General features: G+C 70.5%; 25 protein-coding genes and 1 tRNA gene. 17 read left to right on the forward strand and 9 right to left on the reverse strand.

Annotated features, from left to right (window positions below; translation table 11 throughout):
* Positions 1-150 precede the first annotated feature (150 nt).
* The 6 genes from H4F98_RS00005 (at position 151) to H4F98_RS00030 (ending at position 5823) form a co-directional block, all read left to right on the forward strand.
* Positions 151-714 (forward strand): hypothetical protein, encoded by a 564-nt coding sequence (locus H4F98_RS00005; protein ID WP_182684632.1) that lies wholly within the window; start codon positions 151-153, stop codon positions 712-714.
* Between the two features lie 201 nt (positions 715-915).
* Positions 916-1959 carry a tRNA dihydrouridine(20/20a) synthase DusA gene (gene dusA, locus H4F98_RS00010; RefSeq protein WP_182684633.1) on the forward strand — a complete coding sequence of 348 codons (1044 nt, stop codon included), beginning with the start codon at positions 916-918 and terminating at the stop codon, positions 1957-1959.
* Positions 1956-2867: an arginine deiminase-related protein gene (locus tag H4F98_RS00015; RefSeq protein WP_343064695.1), complete on the forward strand. Its 912-nt coding sequence runs from the start codon at positions 1956-1958 to the stop codon at positions 2865-2867. Before dusA ends, H4F98_RS00015 begins: the two co-directional genes overlap by 4 nt.
* A 209-nt stretch (positions 2868-3076) precedes the next feature.
* Positions 3077-3487, forward strand: coding sequence for a PepSY domain-containing protein (locus H4F98_RS16960; protein WP_220479045.1), 411 nt, complete (start codon positions 3077-3079; stop codon positions 3485-3487).
* A gap of 77 nt (positions 3488-3564) precedes the next feature.
* Positions 3565-4248 (forward strand): response regulator transcription factor, encoded by a 684-nt coding sequence (locus H4F98_RS00025; protein WP_141519612.1) that lies wholly within the window; start codon positions 3565-3567, stop codon positions 4246-4248.
* A 177-nt stretch (positions 4249-4425) separates the two neighbouring features.
* Positions 4426-5823 carry an ATP-binding protein gene (locus H4F98_RS00030; protein ID WP_182684634.1) on the forward strand — a complete coding sequence of 466 codons (1398 nt, stop codon included), beginning with the start codon at positions 4426-4428 and terminating at the stop codon, positions 5821-5823.
* A 460-nt stretch (positions 5824-6283) separates the two neighbouring features.
* Here the strand turns inward: H4F98_RS00030 and H4F98_RS00035 are convergent, their stop codons facing one another.
* The gene (locus tag H4F98_RS00035) at positions 6284-6964 is read right to left on the reverse strand and encodes a M90 family metallopeptidase (protein WP_425487554.1); all 681 of its coding nucleotides are present in this window, start codon (positions 6962-6964) and stop codon (positions 6284-6286) included.
* A 93-nt stretch (positions 6965-7057) separates the two neighbouring features.
* A complete protein-coding gene (locus tag H4F98_RS00040) occupies positions 7058-7333 on the reverse strand; it encodes a hypothetical protein (RefSeq protein ID WP_182684635.1) in 276 nt (91 codons plus the stop codon).
* A 155-nt stretch (positions 7334-7488) separates the two neighbouring features.
* Here H4F98_RS00040 and birA point away from each other — a divergent pair, with 155 nt between their 5' ends.
* The 7 genes from birA to H4F98_RS00075 all read left to right on the forward strand — a co-directional run bounded on the left by birA (position 7489) and on the right by H4F98_RS00075 (position 12257).
* Complete coding sequence (gene birA, locus H4F98_RS00045; protein ID WP_182684882.1) at positions 7489-8490, forward strand: bifunctional biotin--[acetyl-CoA-carboxylase] ligase/biotin operon repressor BirA; 1002 nt, start codon at positions 7489-7491, stop codon at positions 8488-8490.
* A complete protein-coding gene (locus tag H4F98_RS00050) occupies positions 8487-9260 on the forward strand; it encodes a type III pantothenate kinase (protein ID WP_182684636.1) in 774 nt (257 codons plus the stop codon). The genes birA and H4F98_RS00050 overlap by 4 nt, the downstream gene beginning before the upstream one ends.
* 9 nt (positions 9261-9269) lie before the next feature.
* On the forward strand, positions 9270-9935 hold the full coding sequence (locus H4F98_RS00055) for an SPOR domain-containing protein (protein ID WP_182684637.1): 666 nt from the start codon (positions 9270-9272) through the stop codon (positions 9933-9935).
* Positions 9936-10003: 68 nt separating this feature from the next.
* Positions 10004-10079, forward strand: a tRNA-Thr gene (locus H4F98_RS00060).
* A 34-nt stretch (positions 10080-10113) separates the two neighbouring features.
* Positions 10114-11037, forward strand: coding sequence for an arginase (gene rocF / locus H4F98_RS00065; protein ID WP_182684638.1), 924 nt, complete (start codon positions 10114-10116; stop codon positions 11035-11037).
* Positions 11038-11178: 141 nt separating this feature from the next.
* Positions 11179-11331, forward strand: coding sequence for an entericidin A/B family lipoprotein (locus H4F98_RS00070; protein WP_182684639.1), 153 nt, complete (start codon positions 11179-11181; stop codon positions 11329-11331).
* 725 nt (positions 11332-12056) lie between these two features.
* Positions 12057-12257, forward strand: a complete 201-nt coding sequence (locus H4F98_RS00075; RefSeq protein ID WP_182684640.1) for a CsbD family protein — start codon at positions 12057-12059, stop codon at positions 12255-12257.
* A 150-nt stretch (positions 12258-12407) separates the two neighbouring features.
* Here H4F98_RS00075 and H4F98_RS00080 read toward each other — a convergent pair whose 3' ends face one another.
* Positions 12408-13253: a hypothetical protein gene (locus tag H4F98_RS00080; RefSeq protein WP_182684641.1), complete on the reverse strand. Its 846-nt coding sequence runs from the start codon at positions 13251-13253 to the stop codon at positions 12408-12410.
* Positions 13254-13372: 119 nt separating this feature from the next.
* On the opposite strand from H4F98_RS00080, the gene H4F98_RS00085 reads away from it, so the two are divergent.
* From H4F98_RS00085 to H4F98_RS00100, 4 genes are all read left to right on the forward strand, one after another.
* On the forward strand, positions 13373-14713 hold the full coding sequence (locus tag H4F98_RS00085; RefSeq protein ID WP_182684642.1) for a tryptophan--tRNA ligase: 1341 nt from the start codon (positions 13373-13375) through the stop codon (positions 14711-14713).
* 5 nt (positions 14714-14718) lie between these two features.
* A complete protein-coding gene (locus H4F98_RS00090) occupies positions 14719-15036 on the forward strand; it encodes a hypothetical protein (RefSeq protein ID WP_182684643.1) in 318 nt (105 codons plus the stop codon).
* Positions 15037-15126: 90 nt separating this feature from the next.
* A complete protein-coding gene (locus H4F98_RS00095) occupies positions 15127-16065 on the forward strand; it encodes an MBL fold metallo-hydrolase (protein WP_182684644.1) in 939 nt (312 codons plus the stop codon).
* Positions 16066-16171: 106 nt separating this feature from the next.
* On the forward strand, positions 16172-17317 hold the full coding sequence (locus tag H4F98_RS00100; RefSeq protein ID WP_182684645.1) for a sensor domain-containing diguanylate cyclase: 1146 nt from the start codon (positions 16172-16174) through the stop codon (positions 17315-17317).
* A gap of 19 nt (positions 17318-17336) precedes the next feature.
* Here the strand turns inward: H4F98_RS00100 and H4F98_RS00105 are convergent, their stop codons facing one another.
* From H4F98_RS00105 to H4F98_RS00130, 6 genes are all read right to left on the reverse strand, one after another.
* Positions 17337-17723: a VOC family protein gene (locus H4F98_RS00105; protein ID WP_182684646.1), complete on the reverse strand. Its 387-nt coding sequence runs from the start codon at positions 17721-17723 to the stop codon at positions 17337-17339.
* Between the two features lie 236 nt (positions 17724-17959).
* Positions 17960-19387 carry a dihydrolipoamide acetyltransferase family protein gene (locus H4F98_RS00110; RefSeq protein ID WP_182684647.1) on the reverse strand — a complete coding sequence of 476 codons (1428 nt, stop codon included), beginning with the start codon at positions 19385-19387 and terminating at the stop codon, positions 17960-17962.
* A 22-nt stretch (positions 19388-19409) separates the two neighbouring features.
* Positions 19410-20444 carry a transketolase C-terminal domain-containing protein gene (locus H4F98_RS00115; protein ID WP_182684648.1) on the reverse strand — a complete coding sequence of 345 codons (1035 nt, stop codon included), beginning with the start codon at positions 20442-20444 and terminating at the stop codon, positions 19410-19412.
* Positions 20441-21529 carry a pyruvate dehydrogenase (acetyl-transferring) E1 component subunit alpha gene (pdhA, locus tag H4F98_RS00120; RefSeq protein ID WP_182684649.1) on the reverse strand — a complete coding sequence of 363 codons (1089 nt, stop codon included), beginning with the start codon at positions 21527-21529 and terminating at the stop codon, positions 20441-20443. Before pdhA ends, H4F98_RS00115 begins: the two co-directional genes overlap by 4 nt.
* A 154-nt stretch (positions 21530-21683) precedes the next feature.
* Positions 21684-22808: a saccharopine dehydrogenase family protein gene (locus H4F98_RS00125; protein WP_220479022.1), complete on the reverse strand. Its 1125-nt coding sequence runs from the start codon at positions 22806-22808 to the stop codon at positions 21684-21686.
* 114 nt (positions 22809-22922) lie between these two features.
* Positions 22923-26171 (reverse strand): lamin tail domain-containing protein, encoded by a 3249-nt coding sequence (locus H4F98_RS00130; RefSeq protein ID WP_182684651.1) that lies wholly within the window; start codon positions 26169-26171, stop codon positions 22923-22925.
* Positions 26172-26222: the final 51 nt, after the last annotated feature.

The following is a 26222-nucleotide window of genomic DNA, read 5'->3' on the forward strand; positions in this document are numbered from 1 at the left end:
ACAACGAGGAGCGACCCAAGAAGGTGCTCGGCGGACTGACCCCGAGCGACTACGCCAGCCAGCTGGCATCCGCTACGATTGATCCCGGACTCTAAACCGCCTTGCTACTGAAGGCGGGGGGACGTCGATCGAGTGCGAAACAAGCAGAAAATGAGCAAGACGCTCGAAAGTGAGCCACGCGGAAAGATGTTCGAGCGCGCATGCGGCGCCTACTGGGTCGTGGGCGTTCTTCTGGCATTCGTCCTTCCTGAGGGTAGCGGGCTGGACACGGCACTTGGGATCGAGGCATCCGATGTTCCGTTTGCCATGATATTGATCGAAGTTCCGGGCCGGCTCGACCATGTCGGCCTCTACTTTCTAGTCATGTGGATGTTGATGCCAGCGCTGTTGCTATGGCTATACAGGCACCCGCAGACACGAGCACAGTTCGAGCAGTATGGCTTCGTTCGTATGGATCTTGCCCGGGTGGTTGGGGCGAGCCTTGTATCCGTCACGATGATCGCCGGCTTTGTCTACTTTGTTTTAATGGCGCCGATCACCTGCCCAAAGGTGACCGCCCGTGGGACGGCGCTGATCTGCTTCGCTGCAAGATACAGGCTTGGGCTTGGGGTGGTCGGTGGAGGGCTGATGCTCACAATTGCGCTCGCCGCCTATTGCGCCATTTTCAGGGTTCCGGCGATGTGGAGGGAATACTTGGGTCAGGATGGATCGTGAGCTGGATCGGCCATTGTTGACACAATCAAGCGTCGGGTCTTGCAGCCGGCCCCTCGTAAGGAGCCAGCCCGGTCGGCCGGCCTGCAATGCATGACCATGGGCGAGACGCGTCTATTAGGTGTTTATTGGACGGGTTAGACCTCCCGCCGCCAAGGGGCGACAATGCGGCCTCAGGGCCACCGCCAGCCCATCGTGCCGTCCATGAGCCTTGCATCCCCCGCCCCTGTCGCGCCGCCAATCGATCCGGCCGCCCTGCGCCTGTCCGTCGCGCCGATGATGGATTGGACGGATTCGCATTGCCGGGTGTTCCATCGGCTGCTGGCGCCGCATGCGCGTTTGTATAGCGAGATGGTCCATGCCAATGCGGTGATCCACGGCGATCGCGAGCGCTTGCTGGGGATGGATCCGGTGGAGCATCCGGTGGCGCTGCAGCTGGGCGGCAGCGAGCCGGCGTTGCTGGCCCAGGCGGCGCGTATTGGCGCGGACTGGGGCTATGACGAGATCAACCTCAACTGCGGCTGCCCGTCCGACCGGGTGCAGGCGGGGCGCTTCGGTGCCTGCCTGATGCGCGAGCCGGGCCTGGTCGCCGATTCGGTGGCGGCGATGGTGGCTGCCAGCGCCACTGCGGCGCGGCCGGTGCCGGTGACGGTGAAGTGCCGCCTGGGGGTCGACGACGACCACGATTACGACCGCTTCCGCGCCTTCGTCGACACCGTCGCCGAGGCGGGCTGCGGTATGTTCATCGTGCACGCGCGCAATGCCTGGCTGCAGGGCCTGAGCCCGAAGGAGAACCGCGAAGTGCCGCCCCTGCGCTACGACTGGGCGTACCGGCTCAAGCGCGAGCGGCCCGACCTGCAGGTTGTCGTGAACGGCGGCATCGCCGACGCGGAGGAGGCCACCGCGCACCTGGCGCACGCCGATGGCGCCATGCTCGGTCGCGCCGCCTACCACACGCCCTACCTGCTGCACCGGCTCGACGTGGCCTGGTTCGGCGGTCAGCTTCAGCCGCGCGCGGAGCTGCTGCGGGCGATGCGCCCCTACGTGGAGGCGCAACTGGCGCGCGGGGTCTTCCTCAAGCACATCAGCCGCCACCTGCTGGGCCTGTTCGCCAACGAACGCGGCGGCCGTGCGTTCCGCCAGGTCCTCAGCGAGGGCGCGCACAAGCCCGGGGCGGGGTGGGCGCTGGTCGAGGAGGCGATCGCGATCACCGAGTCCTTCGCCCAGCCCGTCGCGCAGGACGCGTGATCACCCGCGATCCCGGGGCCTTCCTCGCGCAGGCCCGCCGCTGCGGGCCGGACTTCGGACCGGCGACCGCGCGCGCGGCCTTCCTGGTCGCGCCGGAGGGCTTCCGGCGGGCCGAGCAGTCGGCGCTGGACAATGCCTACATGGCCGAGGGGTCGAGCTTCGAAGCCGAGCGCGCGCTGGCCCAGCACCGCGCCCTGCATGCCGCGCTGGCAGCGTCCTGCCCGGTCCTGTGCTTTCCCGGCGACCCGGACACGCCCGACGCGGTCTTCCCCAACAATGCCTTCGCCAGCGCGCCGGGCCGCCTGCTGGTCGGCCGCATGCGGCACCCGGTACGGCAATGCGAGACCGCGCGCGATGACATCCGCCGCTTCTTCGGCGAGGTCCTGGGCGTGCGCACGATCGACCTGTCCGGGCAGCCGCATCCCTGCGAGCTGACCGGATCGCTGGTCATCGACCGGGCGCGGGGACTGGGCTACTGCGGCCTGTCCGAGCGCTGCGACGAGGACGGCGCCCGCCTGATGCACGAGGCCTTCGACCTGCGCGCGACCCTGGTGTTCGATCTCGCGCCGGGCGAGTACCACGCCAACGTGGTGATGAGCGTGCTGGCCGGGCGCTGCGTGCTGCTGTGCGAGGACGGCTTTGCCTCGCCGGCGGTGGCCGCGGCCATCGCGGACCTGTACGCGCCGCACGCGATCCGCCTGTCGGCCGCCGAGCGCCGGGGTTTCGTCGCCAACTGCATGGCCCTGGACGCCGACACGGTCTGGATGAGCGCCCGCGCCGGGCGTGCCCTGGACCCACTGCACCGGGCCGCCCTGGGGCGGGCGGGCTTCGCCGTGCGCGAGGTGCCGCTGGACGCCATCGAGGCGGCCGGGGGCTCGCTGCGCTGCTGCGTCGGCGAAATTTTCTGAGTGTCCTCAATCACTTGTCTTTCACACTGAAACCGGGCCAGCACTTGCCAAGAACCTGAATGCGTGGCTGAATGGGCCCCGCCCACCCCCGGAAAAGTTCAGACCGGATTCACCGCCTGATTCAGAGAATGCCCCTGCAGCCCAACGCCCGCAGCCCATTCCCCCTCCGCCGTCCCAGCGGTGGCCTGCGAGGCACGTCCCGGAGTCGCATGACCAACTTTTCCACCCCCGCCTTCACGTCCCGCATCGCCGCGCTCAGCCTGCTTGCCGCTTCCCTGGCGGTGATGGGCGGCGCCTCCGCGCAGGGCGCGAGCGACGGCCGGGCGCAGGCCCCGCGCAACCCGCAGCACCAGGCGCCGCAGCCGCCCGCGCGCGCGCATGCCCGCGGCAGCGACCAGCGCGCCCTCAGCGAAGCCGTGCGCCGGGTCGAGCGGCGTACCGGTGGACAGGTGCTGAGCGCCGAGCGCGTCCCCTTCGACGGACGCAACGTCAACCGCATCAAGGTGGTCGATTCCCGTGGTCGCGTCCGCGTCTACATGGACGACCCGACCTCCGCGCGTCCGATGCGCGGGCAGCCGGTCCCGCAGCGCGACCGCCGTACACGCGGCGACGACGACTGAAGCTCCAAGGTGTACGTATCGGCGGCGCCTGAACAGCGCGGCCTTCCCTCCACGGAGTTCCCCCGAATGGAGTTCCCATGCGAATTTTGCTTGTAGAAGACGAAGCCCCCTTGCGCGAGACCCTGGCCGCGCGCCTCAAGCGCGAAGGCTACGCGGTCGACGCCGCGCAGGATGGTGAAGAAGGCCTGTACATGGGCCGCGAGGTCCCGTTCGACCTCGGCATCATCGACCTCGGCCTGCCCAAGATGTCGGGCATGGAGCTGATCAAGGCCCTGCGCGAGGAAGGCAAGAAGTTCCCGGTGCTGATCCTCACCGCGCGCTCGAGCTGGCAGGACAAGGTCGAGGGCCTGAAGCAGGGCGCCGACGACTACCTGGTCAAGCCCTTCCACGTCGAGGAGCTGCTGGCGCGCATCAACGCGCTGGTGCGCCGCGCCGCCGGCTGGAGCAAGCCGACCCTGGAGTGCGGTCCGGTCATGCTCGACCTCGCCGCGCAGACGGTGAGCGTCGAGGGCCAGAACGTCGACCTGACCAGCTACGAGTACAAAGTGCTCGAGTACCTGATGATGCACGCCGGCGAGCTGGTCTCGAAGGCCGACCTCACCGAGCACATCTACCAGCAGGATTTCGACCGCGATTCGAACGTGCTCGAGGTCTTCATCGGTCGCCTGCGCAAGAAGCTCGATCCGGAAGGCAGCCTCAAGCCGATCGAGACCGTGCGCGGTCGCGGCTACCGCTTCGCGATCCCGCGCAGCGGCGAGTAATCCGCGCGGCCCACGCCGCGCGGAACGCATCGCGCGCCCCCGCCGCCCCGTCCCCATGGCGGGGCGGCGTCGTGTCCGGCCCCGCGAAGGCCGCCGGCGCGATCCGTGCGGTCGAGCCAAAGTCATGCAAGGATTGGCGATGTCATCCACCACCCGCGGCCCCGTCGCGATGCGCCCATGAGCTGGGGCCAGCCCCGTTCCCTGCAGGCACGACAGTTGCTGGCGGCCAGCCTGGGCCTGCTGGCCTTCCTCGCGCTGGCGGGCTACGCGCTCGACCGCGCCTTCATCGAGACCGCGGAAAGCAACCTGCACCAGCGCCTGAAGAGCTACGCGCTGGCCTACACCGGGCAGGGCGAATTCGCCCGCAACGGCGAGTACATGCCGCCCTACGACGCGGTCGATCCCCGCTTCGACCGGCCAGGCAGCGGCCTGTACGCCGAGATCGTCATGGCCAACTCGCAACACTGGGATTCGGTGTCCGCCGTCGGCCCGGAGCTGCCGCCGGGCACCATGCTCGAACCCGGCCAGGAGCGCTTCGAAGGGCCGCTGTCGATCACCGAACTCGACGGCAGCCAGGGCGAGGCCTACCGCTACGGCTACGGCGTCGTCCACGACACCGGCGAGAGCGAGGACGGCCTGCCGTACACGATCTACATCCTCGAGAACACGACCCAGCTCAGCCGCCAGGTCGCGGTGTTCCGCGAAGCGCTGTGGCGGTACCTCGGCGGCGCCGGCCTGATCCTGCTGCTGCTGCAGGGCCTGATCCTGCGCTGGAGCCTGCGCCCGATGCGGCGCGTGATCGACGAGCTCAAGCGCGTGCAGCGCGGCCTGCTCTCGCGCATGAGCGGTCGCCACCCGCGCGAGCTCGAGCCGCTGACCGAAAGCATCAACGCCTTCATCGAAAGCGAGCGCGAGAACCTGGAGCGCCAGCGCAACACCATGGCCGACCTCGCCCACAGCCTGAAGACGCCGCTCGCGGTGCTGCGCGCGCGCAGTGGCGACGACGTGCCGGTGGAGGAGCTGCGCGAGGAGGTCGACACGCAGGTGCGGCGGATGACCGACCTGGTGTCCTACCAGTTGGGGCGCGCCGCCCGCTCGGGCCATGCGCTGTTCGCCGCGCCGGTGGAGATCGAACCCTACGCGGACCAGATCGTGCGCAGCCTGGAGAAGATATATGCCGGCAAGGGCGTGCTGTGCGAGTTCGAGATCGACCCCGGCATCGCGTTCCACGGCGAGCCGGGCGACCTGCAGGAGGTGCTGGGCAACCTGCTGGAGAACGCGTTCAAGTGGGCACGATCGCGCGTGCTGCTGACCATCCGCCCGAGCGAGGGCGCGCCGAACCGCCGGCCCGGCCTGATGCTGTGCGTCGAGGACGATGGTCCCGGCATCCCGGAGGAGAAAGTGGCCACGCTGCTGCAGCGGGGCGTGCGCGGCGACGAACGCGTGCAGGGCCACGGCATCGGCCTGGCCACCGTGCAGGACGTGGTGCGCAGCTATCGCGGTTCGCTCGAGGTCGGGCGCTCGCAGGAGCTGGGCGGCGCCTCGTTCGAGGTCCGCTTCCCGCCGGGATTGTAGGGTTGGGTGTGATTGGTTATTCGTAATTCGTGATTCGTGATTCGGCGGTGCTGCCTTCGAACCCGGTCCGTGCATCGGCTTCGTAGGATGGGTAGCGCGAAGCAAAACCCATCGTGTGGTCAATCGCGCGGCGGAGGTAACCTGCGCCGGCTTGGTGCAATGCGCTTTGCTTGTTGCGCGGCTACGGCGGCGTGGCCCCCATGCCCGTCATCCCAGCGAACGCTGGGATCCAGCTTTGGGCGTGGTGGCGGATGGGTGATTCGTGATTCGGGATGGGATCGCGGATCGGCGGTGCTTCATTCGCACCCGGGCCGTGCGCCCGCTACATGGGAAGGGTCGCGCGAAGCCGAAACCGTCGCTTGGGATTTGAGCTACGACCGATGGGTTTCGCCTTCGGCTCTACCCATCCTACGGGTCTATCGTTTCACCATTCCCCATTCCCCATTCCCCATTCCCGCTCTCAAGCAAACGGGGAGGGGCCGTAGAAGCGGGTGAGATGGGCGGCGACGGCGGGCATCGTGCGGGCCAGGCGCGCGGGGTCGCTGAAATGGTATTCGCTGGCCACGGCGAAGAACTCTTCCGGGGATTCGGCGGCGTAAGGGTCGATGTCGGACGGGTCGTCTTCGCCGCTCGCATCGAGCTTCTCGTTGAAGGCGTCGAACGCGGCCTGGAAGTCGCGCGCCCATTCGCGCTGCCACGGGCGCGGCAAGGGCGGGGTGCCGTCCATCTCGCCGTCGAGCGCATCGAGCTTGTGGGCCATTTCATGGACCGCCACGCAGAAGCCTTCGCGCGGGGTTTCGCAATCCGAGCGGACGTCGCCCCAGGAGAGGATCAGCGGGCCTGCGTCCCAGGATTCCCCGATCAGGGTGTCGTCGCCTTCGTGGACCACGCCGGCGACGTCGACGTGGTGGCGGCGGACGCGGAAGGCCTCCGGATAGACGATCAGCTGCGCCCAGCCGTGCAGGCCTTCTTCGCCGAATTCGAGCAAGGGCAGGCAGCACATCGCCGCCAGTTGCGCACGCTGGCCGGCATCCAGAGCCAGGCCGTCGACCGGGGTCACGGTCTTCTCGTGCAGGAAGCGGGCGGTCAGGGCGGCCAGGCGTTGCGAGCGGACGTCGTCGAGAGCGTCGATCCAGGGCACGGCCCCCCGCACGGCCTGCCACTCATGCGCCGCCAGGGGCTCGGGGCGGGCGCCCAGTCGTCCAAGCCATCCGAACAAACCCGAAGCGCCGGTTCAGCGCACCATGCCGGGCAGGAAGCTGTGCCAGCGCGGCGACTGCAGGCGGCCACTGGGGGCCGCATCGCCATGCACGCTGGGCTTGGCGCGGGTTTCGTTCGGGGCCGGCTTGCTGCGCGATGCGCGCGGCTGGGCGGTGGCCTGCTTGGACTCGGTCACGGAAGGGGCCGAATCCGAACAGCCTCCACCGTTCGGGCTGCTGAGCTTGACCTCGCGCGCCACGACGGGCGCGGCCACGAGGGCGATCACCAGGCAAAGGCAGATCCGGAACATGACAGGTCCTTGCTGCAAGGGCTGGGCGGAGTCCCAGTCCTTTCCCGACCATATCAGGTTTTCATCAGGTTTTCACACCGCGCCCGGACCGCTCGTCAGCAGCGGCCCGGGCCTCGCGCATAATGCGCGGGTCGTTGAACGTGGGCGGGGCCGTGATCGAGGAACGCGAACTGCTGGAACGCCTGATCGCCGGGCCGGTCTCGGGCGACGCGTTGGCGCGCGAAGGCGGGCTGAGCCGGGCCGCGGTGTGGAAGCGCATCCAGGCCCTGCGCGATGCCGGCGTGCCGATCCAGGCCCAGGCCGGACGCGGCTACCGCCTGGAGCGGCCGATGGACCTGCTGTCGCCCGCCACCATCCTCCGGGCCCTGGACCCCGCCGCTGCGGCCAGCCTGCATGGCCTCGAGGTCGAATGGAGCCTGGACTCCACCAACAGCGCCCTGTTGCGACGGACCCCACCGCTGCCGCCGGGCCGGGTGGAGGTGCTGCTGGCCGAACGCCAGACCGGGGGGCGCGGTCGTCGTGGCCGGCACTGGGCTTCGCCATTGGCCGCGCACCTGTACCTCTCGGTGGCGCGCGGCTTCGAAGGCGGCCTCGCCCGCCTGGGCGGGCTCAGCCTGGTCGCCGGCATCGCCGCGGTGGAGGCCCTGCATGCCCTGGGCATCGGCGCGGCGCGCCTGAAGTGGCCCAACGACATCGTCGTCGAGGCGGCCGATGGCCTGCGCAAGCTGGGGGGCGTGCTGGTCGAAGGCGGCGGGGAACATGCCGGCCCGGTGCGCGCGGTGATCGGCCTGGGCCTCAACGTGCGCATGCCCCCGGCCGAGGCGGCCGCGATCGACCAGCCCTGGTGCGACCTGGAGGCCCTGGCCGGCCCCGGCGTGGACCGCAGCCGGGTCGCGGCGACCCTGCTGTCGCACCTGTTGCCGGCGCTGGATGCCTTCGATGCCGGCGGCCTGGCGCCCTTCATGGATCGCCATGCGGCGCTGGACGTGCTCGCCGGGCGCGCGGTCCGCCTGCACGGCGAGGGCCTGGCGGAGCGGCAGGGCACGGCCCTGGGGCTGGCTGCGGACGGCGCACTGCGGGTCAGGCTCGACTCCGGCGACTGCTGCGACGTCCACTCGGGCGAGGTCAGCGTGCGCCGCCTGGAGTCGCCGGCATGAATGCCGTGCCCACGCGCTGGCTGTTCGACCTGGGCAACACCCGGCTCAAGTGCGCGCCCCTGCACGCGGACGGCAGCGTCGGCGAGGCGGTGGCGCTGGATCACCACGGCGCGGAGGTCGACCTGGCCACCGCGATGGCGCGCGCGCTGCCGGCGCGGATCGAGGTCGCGTACCTGGCGTCGGTGGCCTCCGCGGACACGACCGTCGACGTGCTCGATGCCTTGTCCGCGCGCTGCCGTCGCATCTCGCGTGCGCGCACGCAGGCCGTGTTCGATGGCGTCGCGATCGCCTACGCGCGACCGCAGAAGCTCGGTGTCGATCGCTTCCTCGCCCTGCTCGCGGCGCATGCGCGCGGCGGCGCTGCCCTGGTCTGCGGGGTCGGCACGGCGCTCACCCTGGACCTCGTCGACGCCGATGGCCGCCACCATGGCGGGCGCATCGCGCCGTCGCCGACGCTGATGCGCGAATCCCTGCACGGCCGTGCCCGGCAACTGGCGCCGCAGGGAGGCGCTTACGCGGTATTCGCCACCGACACCGAGGACGCGCTCGCCTCGGGCTGCGACGGCGCCGCGCTGGCCCTGGTCGAGCACAGCCTGGCCGAGGCCCGCCGACGCCTGGGCGAAGCGCCGCGCCTTTACCTGCATGGCGGCGGCGCGGACGACCTGGTCGCGCGCCTGCCGGGCGCGCTGCCTGCGCCCGGCCTGGTGCTGGAGGGGCTCGCGCGCTGGGCAGAGGTCGAGGCCGAGCGTCCCGGCCCGCCGGTGTCCTAGAATCCCCGCATGCTGATCCGTTCCCTGATCGTCTTCCTGGTGGTGCTGAACCTGGGCGTCTCCGCCTGGTGGATCTTCCACGCACCGCCCCCGGCCGCGCCCGAGCCGGCATTGCCGCTGGGCGTCGCCCGACTGCAACTGGCCACCGAAGCGGCCGCCGCGCCGACCGATGCCGATGCGGGCCCGGTCGATGCGTCGCCGTCCGACGACACCCGCGTCGCCCAGTGCGCCGGCTTCGGTCCGTTCGCCGAGGACGAGGTCGTCGCGGCGCGCAACGTCCTCGAACCCCGGGTGCTGCGCCTGGTGCCGCGCCGCCAGGAAGAAGGGCCCACTCGCGGCTGGCGCGTCTACCTGCCGCCGTTCGACAGCGTGGAGGCCGTCGAGGCCGCCGCGGGCCGGGTATCGGAGGCGGGCTTCAGCGATTACTTCATCGTCCGCGACGGCATCGAGGCCAATTCCCTGGCGCTCGGACGCTACGGCAGCGAGACGGCGGCGCAACGCCGCGTGGCCGAACTCGCCGAGAAGGGCATCGCTGCGCGGGCGATGCCGATCGGCAGCGGCGCGGCGCGCGTGTGGCTGGACGTGGAAGCCAACGCGGCCTTCGACGTGGAGCTCGCGCAGGCCGACGCAGGGGCGCCCGGCCACGTCATGCTGGACTGCGCGCCGGCGCCCTGAGCCGGCGCTGACCCGGCCCGGCCCGCGCCTCGGGCTGGCCGGACGCATCGGTTAGAATGTCCCGCCGTGCCGGCTTAGCTCAGTTGGTAGAGCAACCGCCTTGTAAGCGGTAGGTCGTCAGTTCGACTCTGACAGCCGGCACCAGTCCTGGAGACATCCCTTCGCACAGGAGCCGCGCATGAGCCGTGTTTATCCCCCCGTATCACTCATTGGCGCCCCGACCGACGTTGGCGCCGGAGACCGGGGCGCGCGGCTGGGCCCTGAGGCCCTGCGCATCGCCGGCCTTGGCGAAGCCCTGGTCGCGCGCGGCGTCGACGTACTCGACCGCGGCAACCTCGACGGCCCGCGCAACCCCTGGCAGCCGCCGCACGAAGGCTACCGCCACATCAACGAGGTGGTGGCCTGGAACCGGCTGGTCATGGACGCCGTCTACGCCGAACTGAAGGGCGGGCGCATGCCGATCCTGCTGGGCGGCGACCACTGCCTGGGCCTGGGCTCGATCACCGGCGTGGCCCGCCATTGCCGCGAGAACGGGCGCAAGCTGCGCGTGCTGTGGCTCGACGCGCACGCCGACTTCAACACCAGTCAGGTCACGCCCTCGGGCAACATCCACGGCATGCCGGTGGCCTGCCTGTGCGGCATCGGCCCGCGCGAGCTGACCCACCTGGGCGGCGACGGCCCGGCGATCACCCCGGACGTGGTGCGGCAGATCGGCATCCGCTCGGTCGACCAGGGCGAGAAGCGCCTGGTCAAGGAACACGGGCTGGAGGTCTACGACATGCGCTACATCGACGAGGTCGGCATGAAGCGCACCATGGAGGCCGCGCTGGCGGACATGGACGAGGATACCCACCTGCACGTCAGCTTCGACGTCGACTTCCTCGATCCCAGCATCGCGCCCGGTGTCGGCACCACCGTGCCCGGCGGTCCCAACTACCGCGAGGCGCAGCTGGTGATGGAAATGATCGCCGACAGCGGGCGGCTGGCATCGCTGGACATCGTCGAGCTCAACCCGGTCATCGACACGCGCAACGTCACCGGCGAGCTGTCGGTCGACCTGGTGGAAAGCCTGTTCGGCAAGTCCACCCTGATGCGCGACTGACGGCACCGCCCGCAGCGCGAACCTGAACCGAATGCCGCCGCGGCGGCGCGTTTTCACATCGCCGCGATGGCCGGTGTCGTGGGATAGCGCCCAAGCATGCAGTCGCATGCGGGCAAGACACTATCCACGAGGAGTCGCGACATGAAACGTTTGACTGCACTGATGCTGCTGGCCATGTATTCGATGACCTTCCTGAGCGCCTGCAACACCATGGCGGGCGCCGGCAAGGACGTCCAGGACGTCGGCGAGAAGGTCGAAGAGAAGGCCGAGGATTGCAAGGACGGCAAGTGCTGATACCGAGCGCTGCATGCCGCTGACGTCTGTCCCCCAGGGGTGACGGAGGCGATGGAAGAGGCCGGGCTTGCCCGGCCTTTTTCATGGGCGTCTTCAGGCGCGCAGGTGCGCCAGTGCCCGTCTGGCGAGCCAATGCCGGAACTCCGCATTTGGTTTCGCAGGATGGATAGCGCGAACCAGGACCCATCATGTCGGCTCCGTGCGTGGACGATGGGTTTCGCCTTCGGCTCTACCCATCCTACGGGTCCTCCGGCCGCCACGGCCTGCGGTGCTCGGCGGCCTCTAAGTCGCGAAGATCAAGATCAAGATCAACGCCAACGGCAACGGCAACGGCAACGACCACACGCCGCGTAGCCTCGTAGGATGGGTAGCGCGAAGCAAAACCCATCATGTCGCTTCCGGGCGGGGACGATGGGTTTCGCCTTCGGCTCTACCCATCCTACGGTTCTGCGGCCGCAATACGAGGTAAACGGCAGCCTTCTCGGCCAGGTCGCTCGACTCAGCTCTCACCCTTGGCCCGCCGCGAAAACGGCGCACAGGACATGGCGCATGACGCGTGTCGGCAGCCGGTGAAGCCGGGCCTGAACCGTTGCCGGGGATTCACCGAGGTCAAGTGGTGCGTAACCGAATCATGATTCGATCCGAACGGCGGGATTGCGATGCTGTCCCTGCGGTCGACGACGAGGACCGCTCCCCCACGCAAACAAAAAAAGAGGAACCATCATATGAACAAGGACATCATTGCCGGCAAGTGGACGCAGATCAAAGGCCAGGCCCAGGCGAAATGGGGCGACCTGACCGACGACGTATTCGATGTCGCCGAAGGCAACTCGGAATACCTCGCGGGCAAGCTGCAGGAGCAGTATGGCTGGGAGCGCGAGCGCGCCGAGCGCGAGGTGAGCGACTTCGAGAAGAGCCTGCACTGATTCCGGGTCGCGCGACCCGTTGAGGTCGCGACCATGGTTCTCGAGACGACGGGCCGGCCTTGTGCCGGCCCGTTTCGTTGTCCGTGTGTCCTTGCCTCGCGCGGGCGGCGGGCATCCGGGAGCCCCAGCGCCCCCTTTGCGATGCCCGGCTCAGCGCCAGCCGGGCGGGTCCGCGACGAAGCCGGAGGGGAACGCACGCGGCTCGGACGGAGCGTGCGGATGCCGCGGCATGATCCCCATCGCGACCAGCCGGTGCCGGGCGTCGTAGCGCAGTTCGGTGACCTGCATGGGCCGAGACGACGCCCGGGCGAAATGGGTCTGCGACACCGGCGACCACGCGCGTTCGCCATGGCCCGTCCCGAGGGTCTGCACCTCGCTTTCCTCGGCGGCGATTGCGCGCGACGCACGGGCGCCCGCGTCCGCGACCGGTGCAGCCGGTGCGTCTTCTGCGCGCGAAGCCTTGCCGTCGGCACGGCCGATCAATGGCCTGGCTTCCAAGCGCGGCCTGGCCTCGTCGAACACCGCGATGCCGATGACGCCGACATTGCCCGGACGCCCGGTGCGCGAGGCATAGGCATCGGCGTGGTCGGTGAACACGAAGCGTGCGACGTCCGACATGGACTTGCGCCAGCCGTCGATGCGCACGGTCTGCCATGGCCCGAGTACGTAACCCGTCTGCGACGGATGCGCGGTCTCGCCGCTGATCGCGTTGACGCCGTCGACCGAAAGGACCACCAGCACGCGGCGGTCGGAGGCATTGGTCATGCGCACCGCGTAGCGATGCCCCGGCGTGCCGGCGACCCACTGCCGTCGGCCGTCGGGCCAGGCCTGCAGGACGCTGTCGCCCGCATCCTCGTCGACGATCGACAGCTGTACCGGATGGCCGGGGGGATGGGCGATGCCGCGGTGCCCCGCGCGCGCGGGCGCATGGGCGAGCAGGGCGGTGGCGAGCACCAGGACGGCGGCCTGGAGGGCGGGCAGGGGCGAGCGTTGCATGGTCGATCTCCGACGGGGCGTACGGCATCCAACGCGCGGCCGGCGGCAACGGGGTTGGCAACGCGGCGGGCGCCGCGCTCCGGTAAACTGCACCGTCGTTTCGCAGGTGCCTCCGTCCGATGCAAGCCTCCTCCCCCTCGCGCCCCACACGTGTCCTGACCGGCATCACCACTTCGGGCACGCCCCACCTGGGCAACTACGTCGGCGCGATCCGCCCCGCCGTGGCCGCCAGCCGCGGCCAGGGCGTGGAGAGCTTCTACTTCCTCGCCGACTACCATGCCCTGATCAAGGTCCAGGACCCGGCCCGCGTCCAGCGCTCCACGCTCGAGATCGCGGCGAGCTGGCTGGCCTGCGGCCTGGATCCGGACACGGTGTGGTTCTACCGCCAGAGCGACGTGCCGGAGGTGCAGGAGCTGACCTGGCTGCTGACCTGCGTGGCCGGCAAGGGCATCCTCAACCGCGCCCATGCCTACAAGGCGGCGGTCGACAAGAACCGCGAGGCGGGCGAGGACGACGACGCCGGCATCACCGCCGGCCTCTTCATGTATCCGGTGCTGATGGCGGCCGACATCCTGATCTTCAACGCCGACAAGGTGCCGGTGGGACGCGACCAGATCCAGCACATCGAGATGGCGCGCGACTTCGGCCAGCGCTTCAACCATCTCTACGGCGAGCACTTCGCCCTGCCGGAAGCCGCGATCGAGGAGAACGTGGCGACCCTGCCGGGCCTGGACGGCCGCAAGATGAGCAAGAGCTACGACAACACCATTCCGCTGTTCGCGCCGCGCGAACAGCTGCGGAAACTGATCTTCTCGATCGTCACCGATTCCACCCCGCCGGGCGAACCCAAGGCCACCGAGGGCTCGGCGCTGTTCCAGCTCTACCAGGCCTTCGCCAGCGGGGCCGAGACCGCCGCCATGCGCGATGCGTTCCAGGCCGGCATCGGCTGGGGCGACGCCAAGCAGCAGTTGTTCGAGCGCATCGACCAGGAGATCGCGCCGCTGCGCGAGCGCTACGAGGCCCTGGTTGCCGACCCTGCCGGGATCGAACAGGTCCTGCGCGAGGGCGCCGCGCGCCTGCGCGCGACGTATGCGGTGCCGCTGCTGGCGCGCCTGCGCGAGGCGGTGGGCCTGCGCGACCTGTCCGCCCGCATGGACGCTGGCGACGAGGCGATCGCGAAGGCCGCCCCGCCGGTGTTCAAGCAGTACCGCGAAAGCGATGGCCGGTTCTACTTCAAGCTCGCCCATGGCGACCGCGTGCTGCTGCAGAGCGAGGGCCATGCCTCGCCACGCGATGCCGGCCAGCTGGTCGCGGCGCTCAGGCAAAGTGCCGGCGACCGCGTGCTCCACGATCCGCAGACAGGCATCCTCCTGGATGAGCGCCTGGTGGGCCACCTGGGCGAGGGCGTCGCGATCGACGAACTGGTGCAGGCGCTCGGCCTGTTCTCCGCGGAGGCCTGAGCGCGATGGGCGAGACGGTCCAACTCAACCTGGCCCTGATCCTGTTCCTGCCGTGGTTCCTGATCCTCGGCGTGCTGTACTGGCTGTTCCCGCGCCAGCCGCGGCCCCCGGCGCGCTGGGTGTTCGATGCCGCGACGCTGGTCGTTGCGGTGGTGGCCTTTCTCGTGGGCATCCACTGGGCGCATGCGAACGCGGATCCGGGTTACGGTCGGATGTGGGCGCAGGTGCTGGCCACCGCGCTGGGCTACGGCATCTTCCTGGCGGTGATGACGGTGGCCTTCTTCCTGCGCCGGGCGTGGCTGCGTCGCCTCGCGGGAGATTGACCGCGGCTTGATCGCCCGGGGCGATCCAACGCATCCTCGGGCCCTGGGCGCGGGGCCTCCCCGTGCCGCCCGGGCATCACGAGGAGACGCATGAGCGCCGAGCACGGCATTTACACCATCGACACCGGCTTCCATCGGCCCCGCTTCGACGCGGCCTACCTGATGGTCGAAGAGGGCCGGGCCGCGTTCATCGATTGCGGCACCAACCACAGCGTGCCGCGCATGCTTGAAGCGCTTGCGGCACAGGGCCTGGGGCCGGGCGACGTCGACTGGCTGGTGCTCACCCACGTCCATCTCGACCATGCCGGTGGCGCGGGCGCGCTGATGCGCGAACTTCCCCGCGCCAGGCTGCTGGTGCATCCGCGCGGCGCGCCCCACATGATCGATCCCTCCAGGCTCATCGCCGGCGCCACCGCGGTGTACGGCGAGGCCGAAATGGCGCGCAGCTACGGCACGATCCTGCCGGTCGCCGCCGAGCGCGTGGTCGAGGCGCCCGACGGCCACGAATTCGCGCTGGCCGGCCGTCCCTTGCGCTGCATCGACACGCCGGGCCATGCACGCCACCACCTGTGCCTGTGGGACGCGCGCAGCCGCAGCTGGTTCACCGGCGATACCTTCGGCCTGTCCTACCGGGAGTTCGACACGGCGCAGGGCGCGATCGCGATCCCCACCAGCTCGCCGGTGCAGTTCGAGCCCGAAGCGCTGAAGGCCTCCATCCGCCGCCTGCTCGACGCCTCGCCCACGGCCATGTACCCCACCCATTACGGGCGGGTCGAGGAGGCCGAACGCCTCGCCGACGGCCTCTTCGTCCTGGTCGACGGGATGGTCGAAGCCGTCCGCCACGCCGCGACCGCGGGCGACGACGCCCATGCCCGCCTCGTCGAGGCCCTGCGCACGCTGTACCTGGGGCACCTGCGGGCCCATGGTGTCGCACTGCCCACCGCGGAGGTCCTGGAGGTGCTCGGGGTCGACATCGAACTCAACGCGCAGGGCCTGCTGGTATGGTGGCAACGTACGGCGTCGGCCTGAACGGCAGGCCCGTACGAATGGAAGCGACCTCCGGGTCTGAGGCGTCCATCACGGGGCGTCGCCGGTGCCGGGGATACGCTGCACTCAACGGACGCCTGCCTCGCCCATGGTCAACCTGCGCCATCGATCGCCGACCACCGCCTTCCGGCCGGACACGCTCCGGGCGGGCCATGTCCTCGACCCGGTGCGCGAAGCGCGGCGGCAGGCCGCGCTGGAGGCCTACCACGTCCTCGACACCCGGCCCGAACAGGCCTACGACGACATCGTCCGCCTGGCGGTGACGATCTGCGCCACCCCCGGCGCGCTGATTTCACTGATCGACCACGAACGGCAATGGTTCAAGGCGCGCCTGGGCGTGGACGTCGAACAGACGCCGCGCAGCCACGCGGTCTGCGACTACGCGATCCGCACGCCCGGGCAACTGCTGGTGGTGGGCGACACCCAGGCCGACGCGCGCTTCGCGCACATCGACATCCGCCTGGAGGGCAAGCCGATGCGTTTCTATGCCGGCATGCCGCTGCGCAGTCCCGATGGCCATGCGCTGGGCACGGTTTGCGTGGTCGATACGGTGCCCCGCGACCTCGACGCCAAGCAGCGCGAGGGCCTGGAAGTGCTGGCGCGGCAGACCCAGCACCTGCTTGAGCTGCGTCGCTACGCGCACCAGCAACGGCGCCTGCTGGCCGAGCGCGAGGCCTTCGCGCAGGGCCTGGAAGAGGCCCGGGCCGACCTGCAGCGCCGCAACGAGCAGCTCCAGCACAGTGCGCACCACGACCAGCTGACCGGCCTGATGAACCGCGTCGGCCTGGCCCAGTTGCGCGAGAACACCGAGGCGATGGCGCGCCTGACCCGCGAGCCGTACAGCCTGATGCTGATCGACGTGGACCACTTCAAGCAGGTCAACGACCGCCATGGGCACCTGCTGGGCGACCGCGCGCTGCAGGCCGTCGCCGATGCGGTCGAGCGCTCCATCCGCGGTGGCGACGTCGCGGTGCGCTACGGCGGCGAGGAAATCCTGGTGGTGCTGCCGAGCACGCGGCTGGCCGACGCCGCCGAGGTCGCCGAGCGCCTGCGCCTGCGGGTCACGCAGGCGGCGCTGCCGTTCTCGCTGACCGTGTCGATCGGCGTGGCCGGGGGCGAGCCGGGCACGGCGCTGGCCGAGCAAGTCTTCGACCGCGCCGACCAGGCGCTGTACCGGGCAAAGTCGAGCGGTCGCAACTGCGTCGTCGTCGACGACACGCCGCTGCTGGGCTAGGGGCCGGGCGGGACGCGCTTCAGTCCCATTCGGTGGGTGGCGCGCCGCGCTCGGGATGCTTCATCCGCACGATGCAGAAGCGATGGCCCGTGGGCGCTTCCATCACCCACCAGCGCTTGACGTAGGCGACCTTGCGCGCCCCCAGCGCTTCCAGCCGCGCCGCCTCGGCGTCGACGTCGTCGGCTTCGATGTCCAGGTGCACGCGCGAGGCGTGGTCGACCTTCTGCACTTCGATGTGGAGGTCGCCCGGCGTGTCGCCGAACTGCTGGTACTCGGCGCTGCCGTCGCCCGCGTCGCGGTCGGCGATGCGCACGCCCAATGCCTGGCTCCAGAAGTCCGCCGCGGCGTCGAGGTCGTCGGAGCGGCAATCGATGATGAATCCGGCCAGTCGGCTGCGGTGGGCCATGGCATTGCTCCGTGGGGGCCTGGCCCGATCCTACGCCGGACCGGCCGATGGGGCGCGTCATGCGTCGGCGACTGCTGACAACACCCTGGCAGTTGCGCCGACCCCGAGGGCCGCCGGCGGAGCATGTCGCATGCTTCCGCCGATTCCCGATTCCCGATTCCCGATTCCCGATTCCCGATTCCCGATTCCCGATTCCCGATTCCCGATTCCCGATTCCCGATTCCCGATTCCCGCCCTTAGTCCGCCAGGGCGAGGTCGTCGATCATCGCGCGCAGGAAGCGCGCCGCCTCGCCGCCGGTGCAGGCGCGGTGGTCGAAGGTCACCGACAGCGGGATGACCTTGTGCGCTTCCACGCCGCCCATCACCGGCGTCATCTGGTGGCGGCCACGACCGGCGGCGATGATCGCCACGCAGGGCGGCACGACGACCGGGGTGGCATAACGGCCGGCGAACATGCCGAAGTTGGACAGCGAGATCGTGTAGCCGGTCAGTTCCGACGCCGGGATGCTGCGGTCCTCAACCTGGGTGCGCAGGCGGTTGACCGCCTCGCGCACGCCGCGCGCGTCGAGCACGTCGGCGTTGCGCAGCGCCGGCACGAACAGCCCATCCTCGGTGTCCACGGCGATGCCGATGTCGACATGCGGGTGGAGCGTGCGGGTGAGCTGGTCGCCGTCGAACCAGGCGTTCAGGGCCGGCACCGCCCTGCAGGCCGCGACGATCGCCCGCACCAGTCGGCCGGTGATGTCGTTGCCGGCGGTCCAGGCGTGGATGTCGGCGTCGTCCGACAGCGTGGTCGGGACGACCTTGCTGTGCGCGTCGGCCATCACCCGCGCCATGTTCCGGCGCACGCCCTTGAGCTGCTCGGGCTGGCCGCTGGCAACGACGCCCGGCGGGCGCGTACGCATCGGGCGCCCGGCCTGCGAAAGCGTGCTGCGCTGTTGCGCTTCCCTTTGCGCCCCGGAAGAAGGTGCCCGCAGGGCGGATGGGGCTTCGCCATGTGCCGCGCCGCCGCCCGTCGCTTCGGCAGGCGGGAGCAGGCGCGATGAATCCGCCGCGGCCTGCTTGACGTCGGCCATCGTGACCACGCCGTCGGCGCCGGTGGCCCTGACCCGGGACAAGTCGACCTTGAGCTTGCGGGCCATCGCCCGCACCGCAGGCATCGCCTTGACGCCGCCCACGCTGCTGGCCCGTTCGCTGTGCACGGTGTCGGAGGACTGCATGGCGCCGACGACGGTGCCGCTGTCGGCGCGCTCGGCGTCGGACTTCGCGGCCGGCGTACCGGCGTCGCTGATCGCGCCGCCCTCGTCGGAGGCCACGACCTTGTCGTCCGGCGCCGGATCCGGGCTGCCGACGCTGTCGTGGTCGCCGCCGCCGTGGTGGTGGCCGGTGTCCTGGCCTTCGGCGCGTTGCGGCATCGAGGGATCGACCTCGAACTCGGCGAGCATCCGCCCGGTGACGATCACATCGCCGGCGTCGCCGGCGAGCTTGAGCACCTTGCCCGAGACGGGCGAGGGCACTTCGACGACGGCCTTGGCGGTCTCCATCGACACCAGGTTGTCGTCCAGGCGGATCGTGTCGCCCTCCTTGACGAACCACTCGACGATGGTCGCGTCCGGCAGGCCTTCGCCGAGGTCGGGCAGGTGGAAGGTTTTCTTGTGGCTCATGGGGTTCCCTGGAAGTCGTCGGTCAGCCGTTGGCGAGGGCGCGCCTGGCCGCGGCGACGATGCGGTCGACGCCGGGCAGGTACTTCATCTCGAGGCGGAACAGCGGGATGTGGGTGTCGTAACCGGTGACGCGTTCGACCGGCGCGAGCAGGTCGTACATCGACTCCTCGGCCAGGCGCGCGGCGATCTCGGCGCCGAAGCCCGCGGTCTTGGGCGCCTCGTGCACGATCACGCAGCGACCGGTGCGCGACACCGACTCGGCGATCGTCGCGAAGTCCAGCGGGCGCAGGGTGGCGACGTCGATGACCTCGGCGCTGATGCCCTCGGCGGCGAGCTTGTCGGCGGCCTCCAGGGTTTCCTTCACCTGCGCGCCCCAGGTCACCAGGGTCACGTCGCTGCCGTCGCGCAGCACGTAGCACACGTCCAGCGGCAGGTCCTCGCCGTCGTCGGGGACCACTTCCTTGTACTGGCGATAGATGCGCTTGGGCTCGAAGAAGATCACCGGGTCGGGGTCGCGGATCGCCGCCAGCAGCAGCCCATAGGCGCGCGCCGGCGAGGACGGCATGACCACCCGCAGGCCCGGCACGTTGGTGAAGATCGCCTCGTTGGCCTCGCTGTGGTGCTCCGGCGCGCGGATGCCGCCGCCCCAGGGCACGCGCAGCACCATCGGGCAGGTCAGGCGGCCGCGGGTGCGGTAGCGGAAGCGCGCGGCATGGCAGACGATGTGGTCGACCATGGGGTACATGAAGCCGTCGAACTGCGACTCGGCGACCGGCTTCATGCCCTGGCTGGCCAGGCCGACGGTGAGGCCGGCGATGGTGGTTTCGTCCAGGGGCGTGTCGAGCACGCGTTCGGGCCCGAACCGCTGCTGCAGCCCGGCGGTCGCGCGGAACACGCCGCCGTTGACGCCGACGTCCTCGCCGAGCACGAGCACGCTGTCGTCGACGCGCATCTCGTGGGCCAGGGCCTGGGTGATGGCCTCGATCAGGGTGATCGCCGCGGGGGTGTCGGCCGCGTTCGCGGCGGCGGGCCTGCGGGTGGCGACGGTGTCGTTCATGCGCGTGCCTCCTTCGCCTTGCGATCGAGCGCGATGGCCGCCTCGCGCTGTTCCAGCAGGTCCGGCGGCGGATCGGCGTACAGGAAGTCGAACATCGCCTCGACCGGCTGCACCGGGGTTTCCAGGTAGGCGTTGATCTCGACGTCGACCTTGCGGCCGCACTCCTCGATCCAGGCCTTTTCCTCGTCCTTGCTCCACAGGCCCTGGTCGGTGAGGTAGGTACGCAGGCGGGTCATCGGGTCTCGCGTCCAGGCGTCCTTGACCTCGGCGTCGTCGCGGTAGCGGCGCGCATCGTCGGCGGTGGTGTGGTCGTGCAGGCGGTAGGTGAGGAATTCGATGACGCTGCCGCCCTCGCCGTTGCGTGCGCGCTCGGCGCAGCGGCGCATGCCTTCGAGCACGGCGACCAGGTCGTTGCCGTCGACCTGCAGGCAATGCAGGCCGCCGGCCAGGCCCTTTTGCGCCAGGGTGCGCGCGCCGGTCTGGGCCGAGCGCGGCACCGAGATGGCCCAGCCGTTGTTGACCACGCACAGGACCAGCGGAAGCGCGTAGGCGCCGGCGGAGTTGAGCGCGGCGTAGAAATCGGTCTTCGACGAACCACCATCGCCGCAGCAGGCCACCGCCAGCTGCTTCTGCCCGCGCAGCTTGAACGCCAGCGCTGCGCCGGCCGCGTGCAGGCACTGGGTGGAGATCGGCACCGACCAGCTGAAGTCGTTGCGCGGGCCCCCGAAGTCGTTGCCGCGCTCGTCGCCGCCCCAGTAGAGCAGGATCTCGCGCGCCTGCACGCCGCGCATGAACTGGGCGCCGTACTCGCGATAGCTGGGGGCGAACACGTCGTCCTTCTCCATCGACGCGCCGATGCCGACGTGGGTCGCCTCGTGGCCGAGGCAGGACGCGTAGGTGCCCAGCTTGCCGGTGCGCTGCAGGGCGATCGCCTTGGTGTCGAAGGTGCGCACGAACAGCATCTGCCTGAACAGCGGCAGCAGGGCCTTCGGGTCCTTGAAGGCGGGGGGCATGTCGCCGACCGGTTGGCCGGCGGCATCGAGGTATTGCAGGTACTCGATCTCAAACCTTGCAGCGATGGTCATCGCACGGGATTCCTGTACAACACGATCCTTCGATCATACCCAAGGGCCGTGCATTCCCCGTTGCGCGCTGCCGCATGCAAGCGGGCGCGAAAACCGCTACGCAACTGCCGGACGGGGCGGTATGGTGCGGCCCGTGGGGCCCGGTCGCTGCCGTTCAGCGTGTCGTCGCGCCGGCGTCTTCGCGCAGGCCGGCACGCACGGAAAGGCCGGCGAGCTCATCGAGCACATCGTCGAGCCCGAGCAGGCCAACGCAGGGCATCGCGCCGCGCGCGCGGAGGCGCCCGGTCGCCAGCGCGCGGGCGATCGCGATCGACGCGGCGCACGGCACGTACAGGCCGTGTTCGCGTTCGGCGACCAGTTCCCAGCACAGCGAAAGCGGCCGCCCATCGTGGTCGCTGCCCGACAGCGATACGAACATGCCGCTGCAGCCGTCCCCCAGCGGCGCCAGGCGTTGCGCGATCGCCTGCATCGCTCCGGCCAGTGGCACCGGGTCGGGCAGCAGGCCCCAGCGCACCGGCCAGGACAGCAGCCAGCCGCCCAGCTGGTAGAGGTCCAGTCCCAGGCCGGCGGAGAAGCGGACCGCGGCGAGGTCGGGATGGCGTCGTGGCAGCAGCGCCAGGTCGGGCACGTCGCAGTCGAGCAGCCAGCGGGTGCCCAGCGGCGCCGGGAATACGTGGCGCACCGGTCCCTGCAGGCCATGCGCCACGCCGACGCCGGGGCCGCTACGCGGGAGGGGGCGGCCGCACCAGGACAGCACCGAGGCGAGGGTGGCACGGCCGGGCGCCTGCGCGGAGGCGGTGATGCCCACGTGGACGCCTTGCAGTCGCGCGAAGCGCGGGCGCAGGGCGTCGACCACCGCTCCGCTGAGCGCCGGCACCGAGCTGGCGCCGCTGCAGACCAGGCGGTCGAGGGCGCGGGCGCGGGCATCGAGCGCGTCGATGCCGAGCACGTGCGCGCGGCCGTCGGCGAGGTCGACGTAGTGCATGCCGGCACTAAGGGCAGCCTCGGCGACGCGCAGGTCCAGGTGCTGGAAGGGGCCGGCGGCATGTATCACCAGGCTCGCTCCCGTCGAGCGCAGGCGCTCGGCCAGGCCGGGGTCGCACAGGTCGACGTGCAGGACGCGGGCACCGTATTGCCTGGCCATTGCAGTGGCCCGGTCGCGGTCGCGTCCGCCGACCCAGGCCTCGCAGCCGCCGATTCCTGAGATACGTTCGACGATGAGGCGGCCGAAGTGCCCGTATCCGCCCAGCACCACCACGCCGAATGCCTTGCCTGCCACTGCGCCTCTGCGAGCCTGCCGCCCTGGGAAGTCGCCATTATCGCCGCGCATGCCCCAAGCGAAGAAGGCCGCGGGATCGCCGCGGCCTTCGGGGTGTCGCATGCAACGGCGGGATCAGCGACCGCGGTGGCCGATCCGGACGTCCAGGGTGTCGCGGTTGTTGCGGCGGTCCGGGTCGGGCGTCGCCGCGTCGACCTCGGCGCTGAAGTGGAGCACCTGGCCGGGCGGCGAGGCCGCGGCCACCACGACCGCGAAGGCCAGCCACTGGACGCGCCGCGACAGCGCGCCGGGATGGCGGCACTCGGCGCGGAAGCCCGTCGCGGTGTCGGCGAGCGGTGCGCAGGTCCAGCCACGCGGTGCGGCGATGGCGGCGCGACGGGCCGAGGTGCTGCCCTCGACGACGAGCGTGGTGCCCTCGGCGGCGTCCGGGCCTGCATTGCGCACCGGTACCAGGAAGGTGGCGATGGCATTGCCGTGGGTGGCGTGCGCCGCGCCCAGCAGGCGGACCGACAGGTCGGCCGAGCCCAGCGCCGCGACCGGGATCGCGATGCCGGCCTGGTTGTCGCCGTTGGCCGGATCGCGCTGCTGCGAGCGCACGGCGGCGCCGAAGCGAAGCGCGTCGCCGGCGCTGGCGGCCGGCACGATCGCGTCGATCGCGAATTCGGCCCGGGCGCCCACGGCGAACGCGGCGGTGGTGCAGGTCAGCGTGGTGGTATCGGCGTCCTGCTCCGGCGCGCCGCAGCTCCAGCCTGCCGGTACCGTCGCCGGCGCCGGCGCCAGGAGGGCGTCGAACACGAACGCGACGGCGGCCGATCCGGCCACGCCGGGACCGTCGTTCGCGGCGGTGGCCTCGAAGCGGACCGTATCGCCGACGCGGGCCGTGGCCATGTCGGCGGTGGCCTGGATCGACAGGTCGGCGCGGGCGAAGGCCGGCACGGCGATGCTCAGGCGCACCGGGTCGTGGTCGGAGGAGCGCACCGCGATCGTGGCATCGTCGAAGTTGTCGACGCCGAAGTCGGCGTTGACGCGCGGATGGTCGACGCGGAGCATGCCCGCGTCCATCGCCAGCGCCTCGTTGACCAGCACGTGGTCGAGCGTCTGCGCATTGCCGGCGAACACGTAGGAGTAGCGCTCCTCCGGGTCGGCGATCAGCTGCGAGCCGTCCACCAGCGGGGTCGTCAGCGGGCTCGGCACCCAGGCCAGTACCTGGTCGGCCGGCGCGGCGTCGCCGCGCACGATGCCCATCACATCGACGTAGCCGTCGTTCACCTCGAAAGCGTTGAAGTCGCCGACCAGCACGATGCGCTCGCCCGGATTGGCCTGCTGCATCTGCTCGACGAGCCCCGCCAGGTACGCGGCCTGCGCACCGCGCTTGGCGCGCACGCGATCGCCGCCGCTCGCCCAGCCGGAGCTGCCCGAGCCGACGTCGTCGATACCGTTGAGCGAGCGCAGGTGGTTGACCACGATCGTGAGCGGATAGCTGTCGGTGCCGTCCTGGTGGATCCGCGCGCGCAGCCGCAGCGGCGGGCGGTCGTTGAGCAGGCTGGTGCTGCCGTCGGGGTTGGCGAGCGTCGCGTCCTTGCCGAACTGGGTCACCTCCAGCACCTCGACGCGCGATGCGCCGCCGTCCACCGGACGCGTGCTGACGAGGAAGCCGACGTTGATGCCGCCCACGTCGTTGCCCGGCTCCAGGTAGGGCACGTAGCCGGGCGCGGAGGCGCAGGTCGCGTCGATGCGCTCGGACAGCAACTGCAGCACGCGCGCGTTCTCGACCTCCACCACGCCCAGCACGTCGGGCGTCTTGAGGTAGTCGCAGATCGTCGCCGCGGCCTTGGCCAGGCGCTTGTCCAGCGCCGCCGGGGTCAGCGTGGTCGCGCCGTTGCCATCGGCGACCTCGTCGAACAGGCGCAGCAGGTTGAAGCTGCCGACGGTCACTTCGTCGTAGGCGGCGTCGTTGACCGCTTCGGGCAGGCGGCCGCCCGCGACCGCCGGCGGCGTGGCGGCGTCGGGCAACAGGGCCCAGGTGCCATCGTAGTAGTCGAGCACGCCCAGCAGGCCCGCGACCTCCGCGTCGGTGTCCACCGAAAGCGGCGCAGCGCCCACCTGGCCCCAGCTGCGCACCATCAGGCGCTCGGGGTTGGTGTCGAAGCGCGGCGGGTCCTTGTCGGCCGGGATCGTGATCGCATCGAGCACGCCGATGCCGGGCTCGCGGAAGGGTCGCTCGACACCGGGCAGGGTCACGTGGAACACGCCGTTGGACGAAGCGGTGGCATCGTTCTCGTCGATGCTGCCGCCGGAGGGCGCGATGACGATCGCGGCGGCGACGCTGACCCGCATGCCCTCCAGCCGTTCGAGGCTGGCCGGCGAGGCCGTCGGCCCGAGCACGTCATCGCCCAGTTCGATCGCGGCCGGCAGCGTCTGGCCACTGGCCAGCACTTCCACGACCGGAGCGACGAGTTCGGTGATCGCCAACTGGTTGGGGTTCGAGGAGGGCGTGAACTCGGAGACCTTGGCGGTCACCTTCACCCGGTCGCCCACCGCGACGATCGCGCCGGGGGCGCTGGCGGTATAGACGAAGATGCCGTCGGACGTGGCCGGGTCGCCGTCGTCGGTGGCGCTCTGCAGGAAGAAACCGTTGTTGAACTTGAGCGCGGTGACCACGCCCTCGGTAACGACATCGCGGTCCGCGTAGGGCGAGGCCAGGCCGCTGCCCTGGATCTGCGCGATGCTCAGCGCGACCGGCGGTTCGGGCGGGTCCGGCGGCTCGGCGCCGCTGTTGCGCGGGTCGGGCGCGCCACGGGTGAAGTCGCTCCCGTTGTCGTCGGTGTCGACGCTGCCGTCGCCATTGCGCAGCGCCGCGGAGGTGTTGTTCAGCGCCGGCGTCGCCGCGCTGCCCTCGAAGCAGTTGGCGCTGCCGAAACCGACGAAATCCACGACCGTGGCGCCGCCCAGCGGGCAGGTGCCCGAGAGCGTGCCGCCGCCGTTGACCAGGGCCACCTTGCCGTTGCTCGACGAGAGCGCGATCGTGCCGATCGCGTCCGGCGTGGGCAGGTCGGCGCTGCCGCCGGCACCCTGCGCCTGCTGGACCAGGTAGAAGCCGCCCGGCGCGATGCTGCCGGCCAGCGTGGTCGCTTGCCAGCTGCTGCCGCTGGAGGAGGCGTACTGCACCGACCAGCCGGTCAGGTCGACGGCCGTCGCGCCATTGTTGCGCAGCTCGATGAAGTCGTTGCGCCAAGTCGAACCGGAGTTGCCGCCGCCGCCATAGATTTGGCTGACGACGACCTGGGCGTGGGCATGGGAGGCCAGTCCGAGCGTGGCCAGTAACAACAGTATCGCCGTCGATCGGCGGTATGGATCGCGCATTGCAGTCTTCCCTGTGGTCGCGAACGCCATACCCCCTTTTCGGAACCGGCC

It is taken from the genome of Marilutibacter spongiae (assembly GCF_014145325.1).
GTDB lineage: Bacteria > Pseudomonadota > Gammaproteobacteria > Xanthomonadales > Xanthomonadaceae > Marilutibacter > Marilutibacter spongiae.

What these genes read in the sequence shown, in the direction of transcription:
- H4F98_RS00005 (WP_182684632.1), top strand. Translation starts at nt 151, where the DNA reads ATGAGCAAGACGCTCGAAAGTGAGCCACGCGGAAAGATGTTCGAGCGC.
- dusA (WP_182684633.1), top strand. Translation starts at nt 916, where the DNA reads ATGAGCCTTGCATCCCCCGCCCCTGTCGCGCCGCCAATCGATCCGGCC.
- H4F98_RS16960 (WP_220479045.1), top strand. Translation starts at nt 3,077, where the DNA reads ATGACCAACTTTTCCACCCCCGCCTTCACGTCCCGCATCGCCGCGCTC.
- H4F98_RS00025 (WP_141519612.1), top strand. Translation starts at nt 3,565, where the DNA reads ATGCGAATTTTGCTTGTAGAAGACGAAGCCCCCTTGCGCGAGACCCTG.
- H4F98_RS00030 (WP_182684634.1), top strand. Translation starts at nt 4,426, where the DNA reads ATGAGCTGGGGCCAGCCCCGTTCCCTGCAGGCACGACAGTTGCTGGCG.
- H4F98_RS00040 (WP_182684635.1), bottom strand. Translation starts at nt 7,333, where the DNA reads ATGTTCCGGATCTGCCTTTGCCTGGTGATCGCCCTCGTGGCCGCGCCC.
- H4F98_RS00050 (WP_182684636.1), top strand. Translation starts at nt 8,487, where the DNA reads ATGAATGCCGTGCCCACGCGCTGGCTGTTCGACCTGGGCAACACCCGG.
- H4F98_RS00055 (WP_182684637.1), top strand. Translation starts at nt 9,270, where the DNA reads ATGCTGATCCGTTCCCTGATCGTCTTCCTGGTGGTGCTGAACCTGGGC.
- rocF (WP_182684638.1), top strand. Translation starts at nt 10,114, where the DNA reads ATGAGCCGTGTTTATCCCCCCGTATCACTCATTGGCGCCCCGACCGAC.
- H4F98_RS00070 (WP_182684639.1), top strand. Translation starts at nt 11,179, where the DNA reads ATGAAACGTTTGACTGCACTGATGCTGCTGGCCATGTATTCGATGACC.
- H4F98_RS00075 (WP_182684640.1), top strand. Translation starts at nt 12,057, where the DNA reads ATGAACAAGGACATCATTGCCGGCAAGTGGACGCAGATCAAAGGCCAG.
- H4F98_RS00080 (WP_182684641.1), bottom strand. Translation starts at nt 13,253, where the DNA reads ATGCAACGCTCGCCCCTGCCCGCCCTCCAGGCCGCCGTCCTGGTGCTC.
- H4F98_RS00085 (WP_182684642.1), top strand. Translation starts at nt 13,373, where the DNA reads ATGCAAGCCTCCTCCCCCTCGCGCCCCACACGTGTCCTGACCGGCATC.
- H4F98_RS00090 (WP_182684643.1), top strand. Translation starts at nt 14,719, where the DNA reads ATGGGCGAGACGGTCCAACTCAACCTGGCCCTGATCCTGTTCCTGCCG.
- H4F98_RS00095 (WP_182684644.1), top strand. Translation starts at nt 15,127, where the DNA reads ATGAGCGCCGAGCACGGCATTTACACCATCGACACCGGCTTCCATCGG.
- H4F98_RS00100 (WP_182684645.1), top strand. Translation starts at nt 16,172, where the DNA reads ATGGTCAACCTGCGCCATCGATCGCCGACCACCGCCTTCCGGCCGGAC.
- H4F98_RS00105 (WP_182684646.1), bottom strand. Translation starts at nt 17,723, where the DNA reads ATGGCCCACCGCAGCCGACTGGCCGGATTCATCATCGATTGCCGCTCC.
- H4F98_RS00110 (WP_182684647.1), bottom strand. Translation starts at nt 19,387, where the DNA reads ATGAGCCACAAGAAAACCTTCCACCTGCCCGACCTCGGCGAAGGCCTG.
- H4F98_RS00115 (WP_182684648.1), bottom strand. Translation starts at nt 20,444, where the DNA reads ATGAACGACACCGTCGCCACCCGCAGGCCCGCCGCCGCGAACGCGGCC.
- pdhA (WP_182684649.1), bottom strand. Translation starts at nt 21,529, where the DNA reads ATGACCATCGCTGCAAGGTTTGAGATCGAGTACCTGCAATACCTCGAT.
- H4F98_RS00130 (WP_182684651.1), bottom strand. Translation starts at nt 26,171, where the DNA reads ATGCGCGATCCATACCGCCGATCGACGGCGATACTGTTGTTACTGGCC.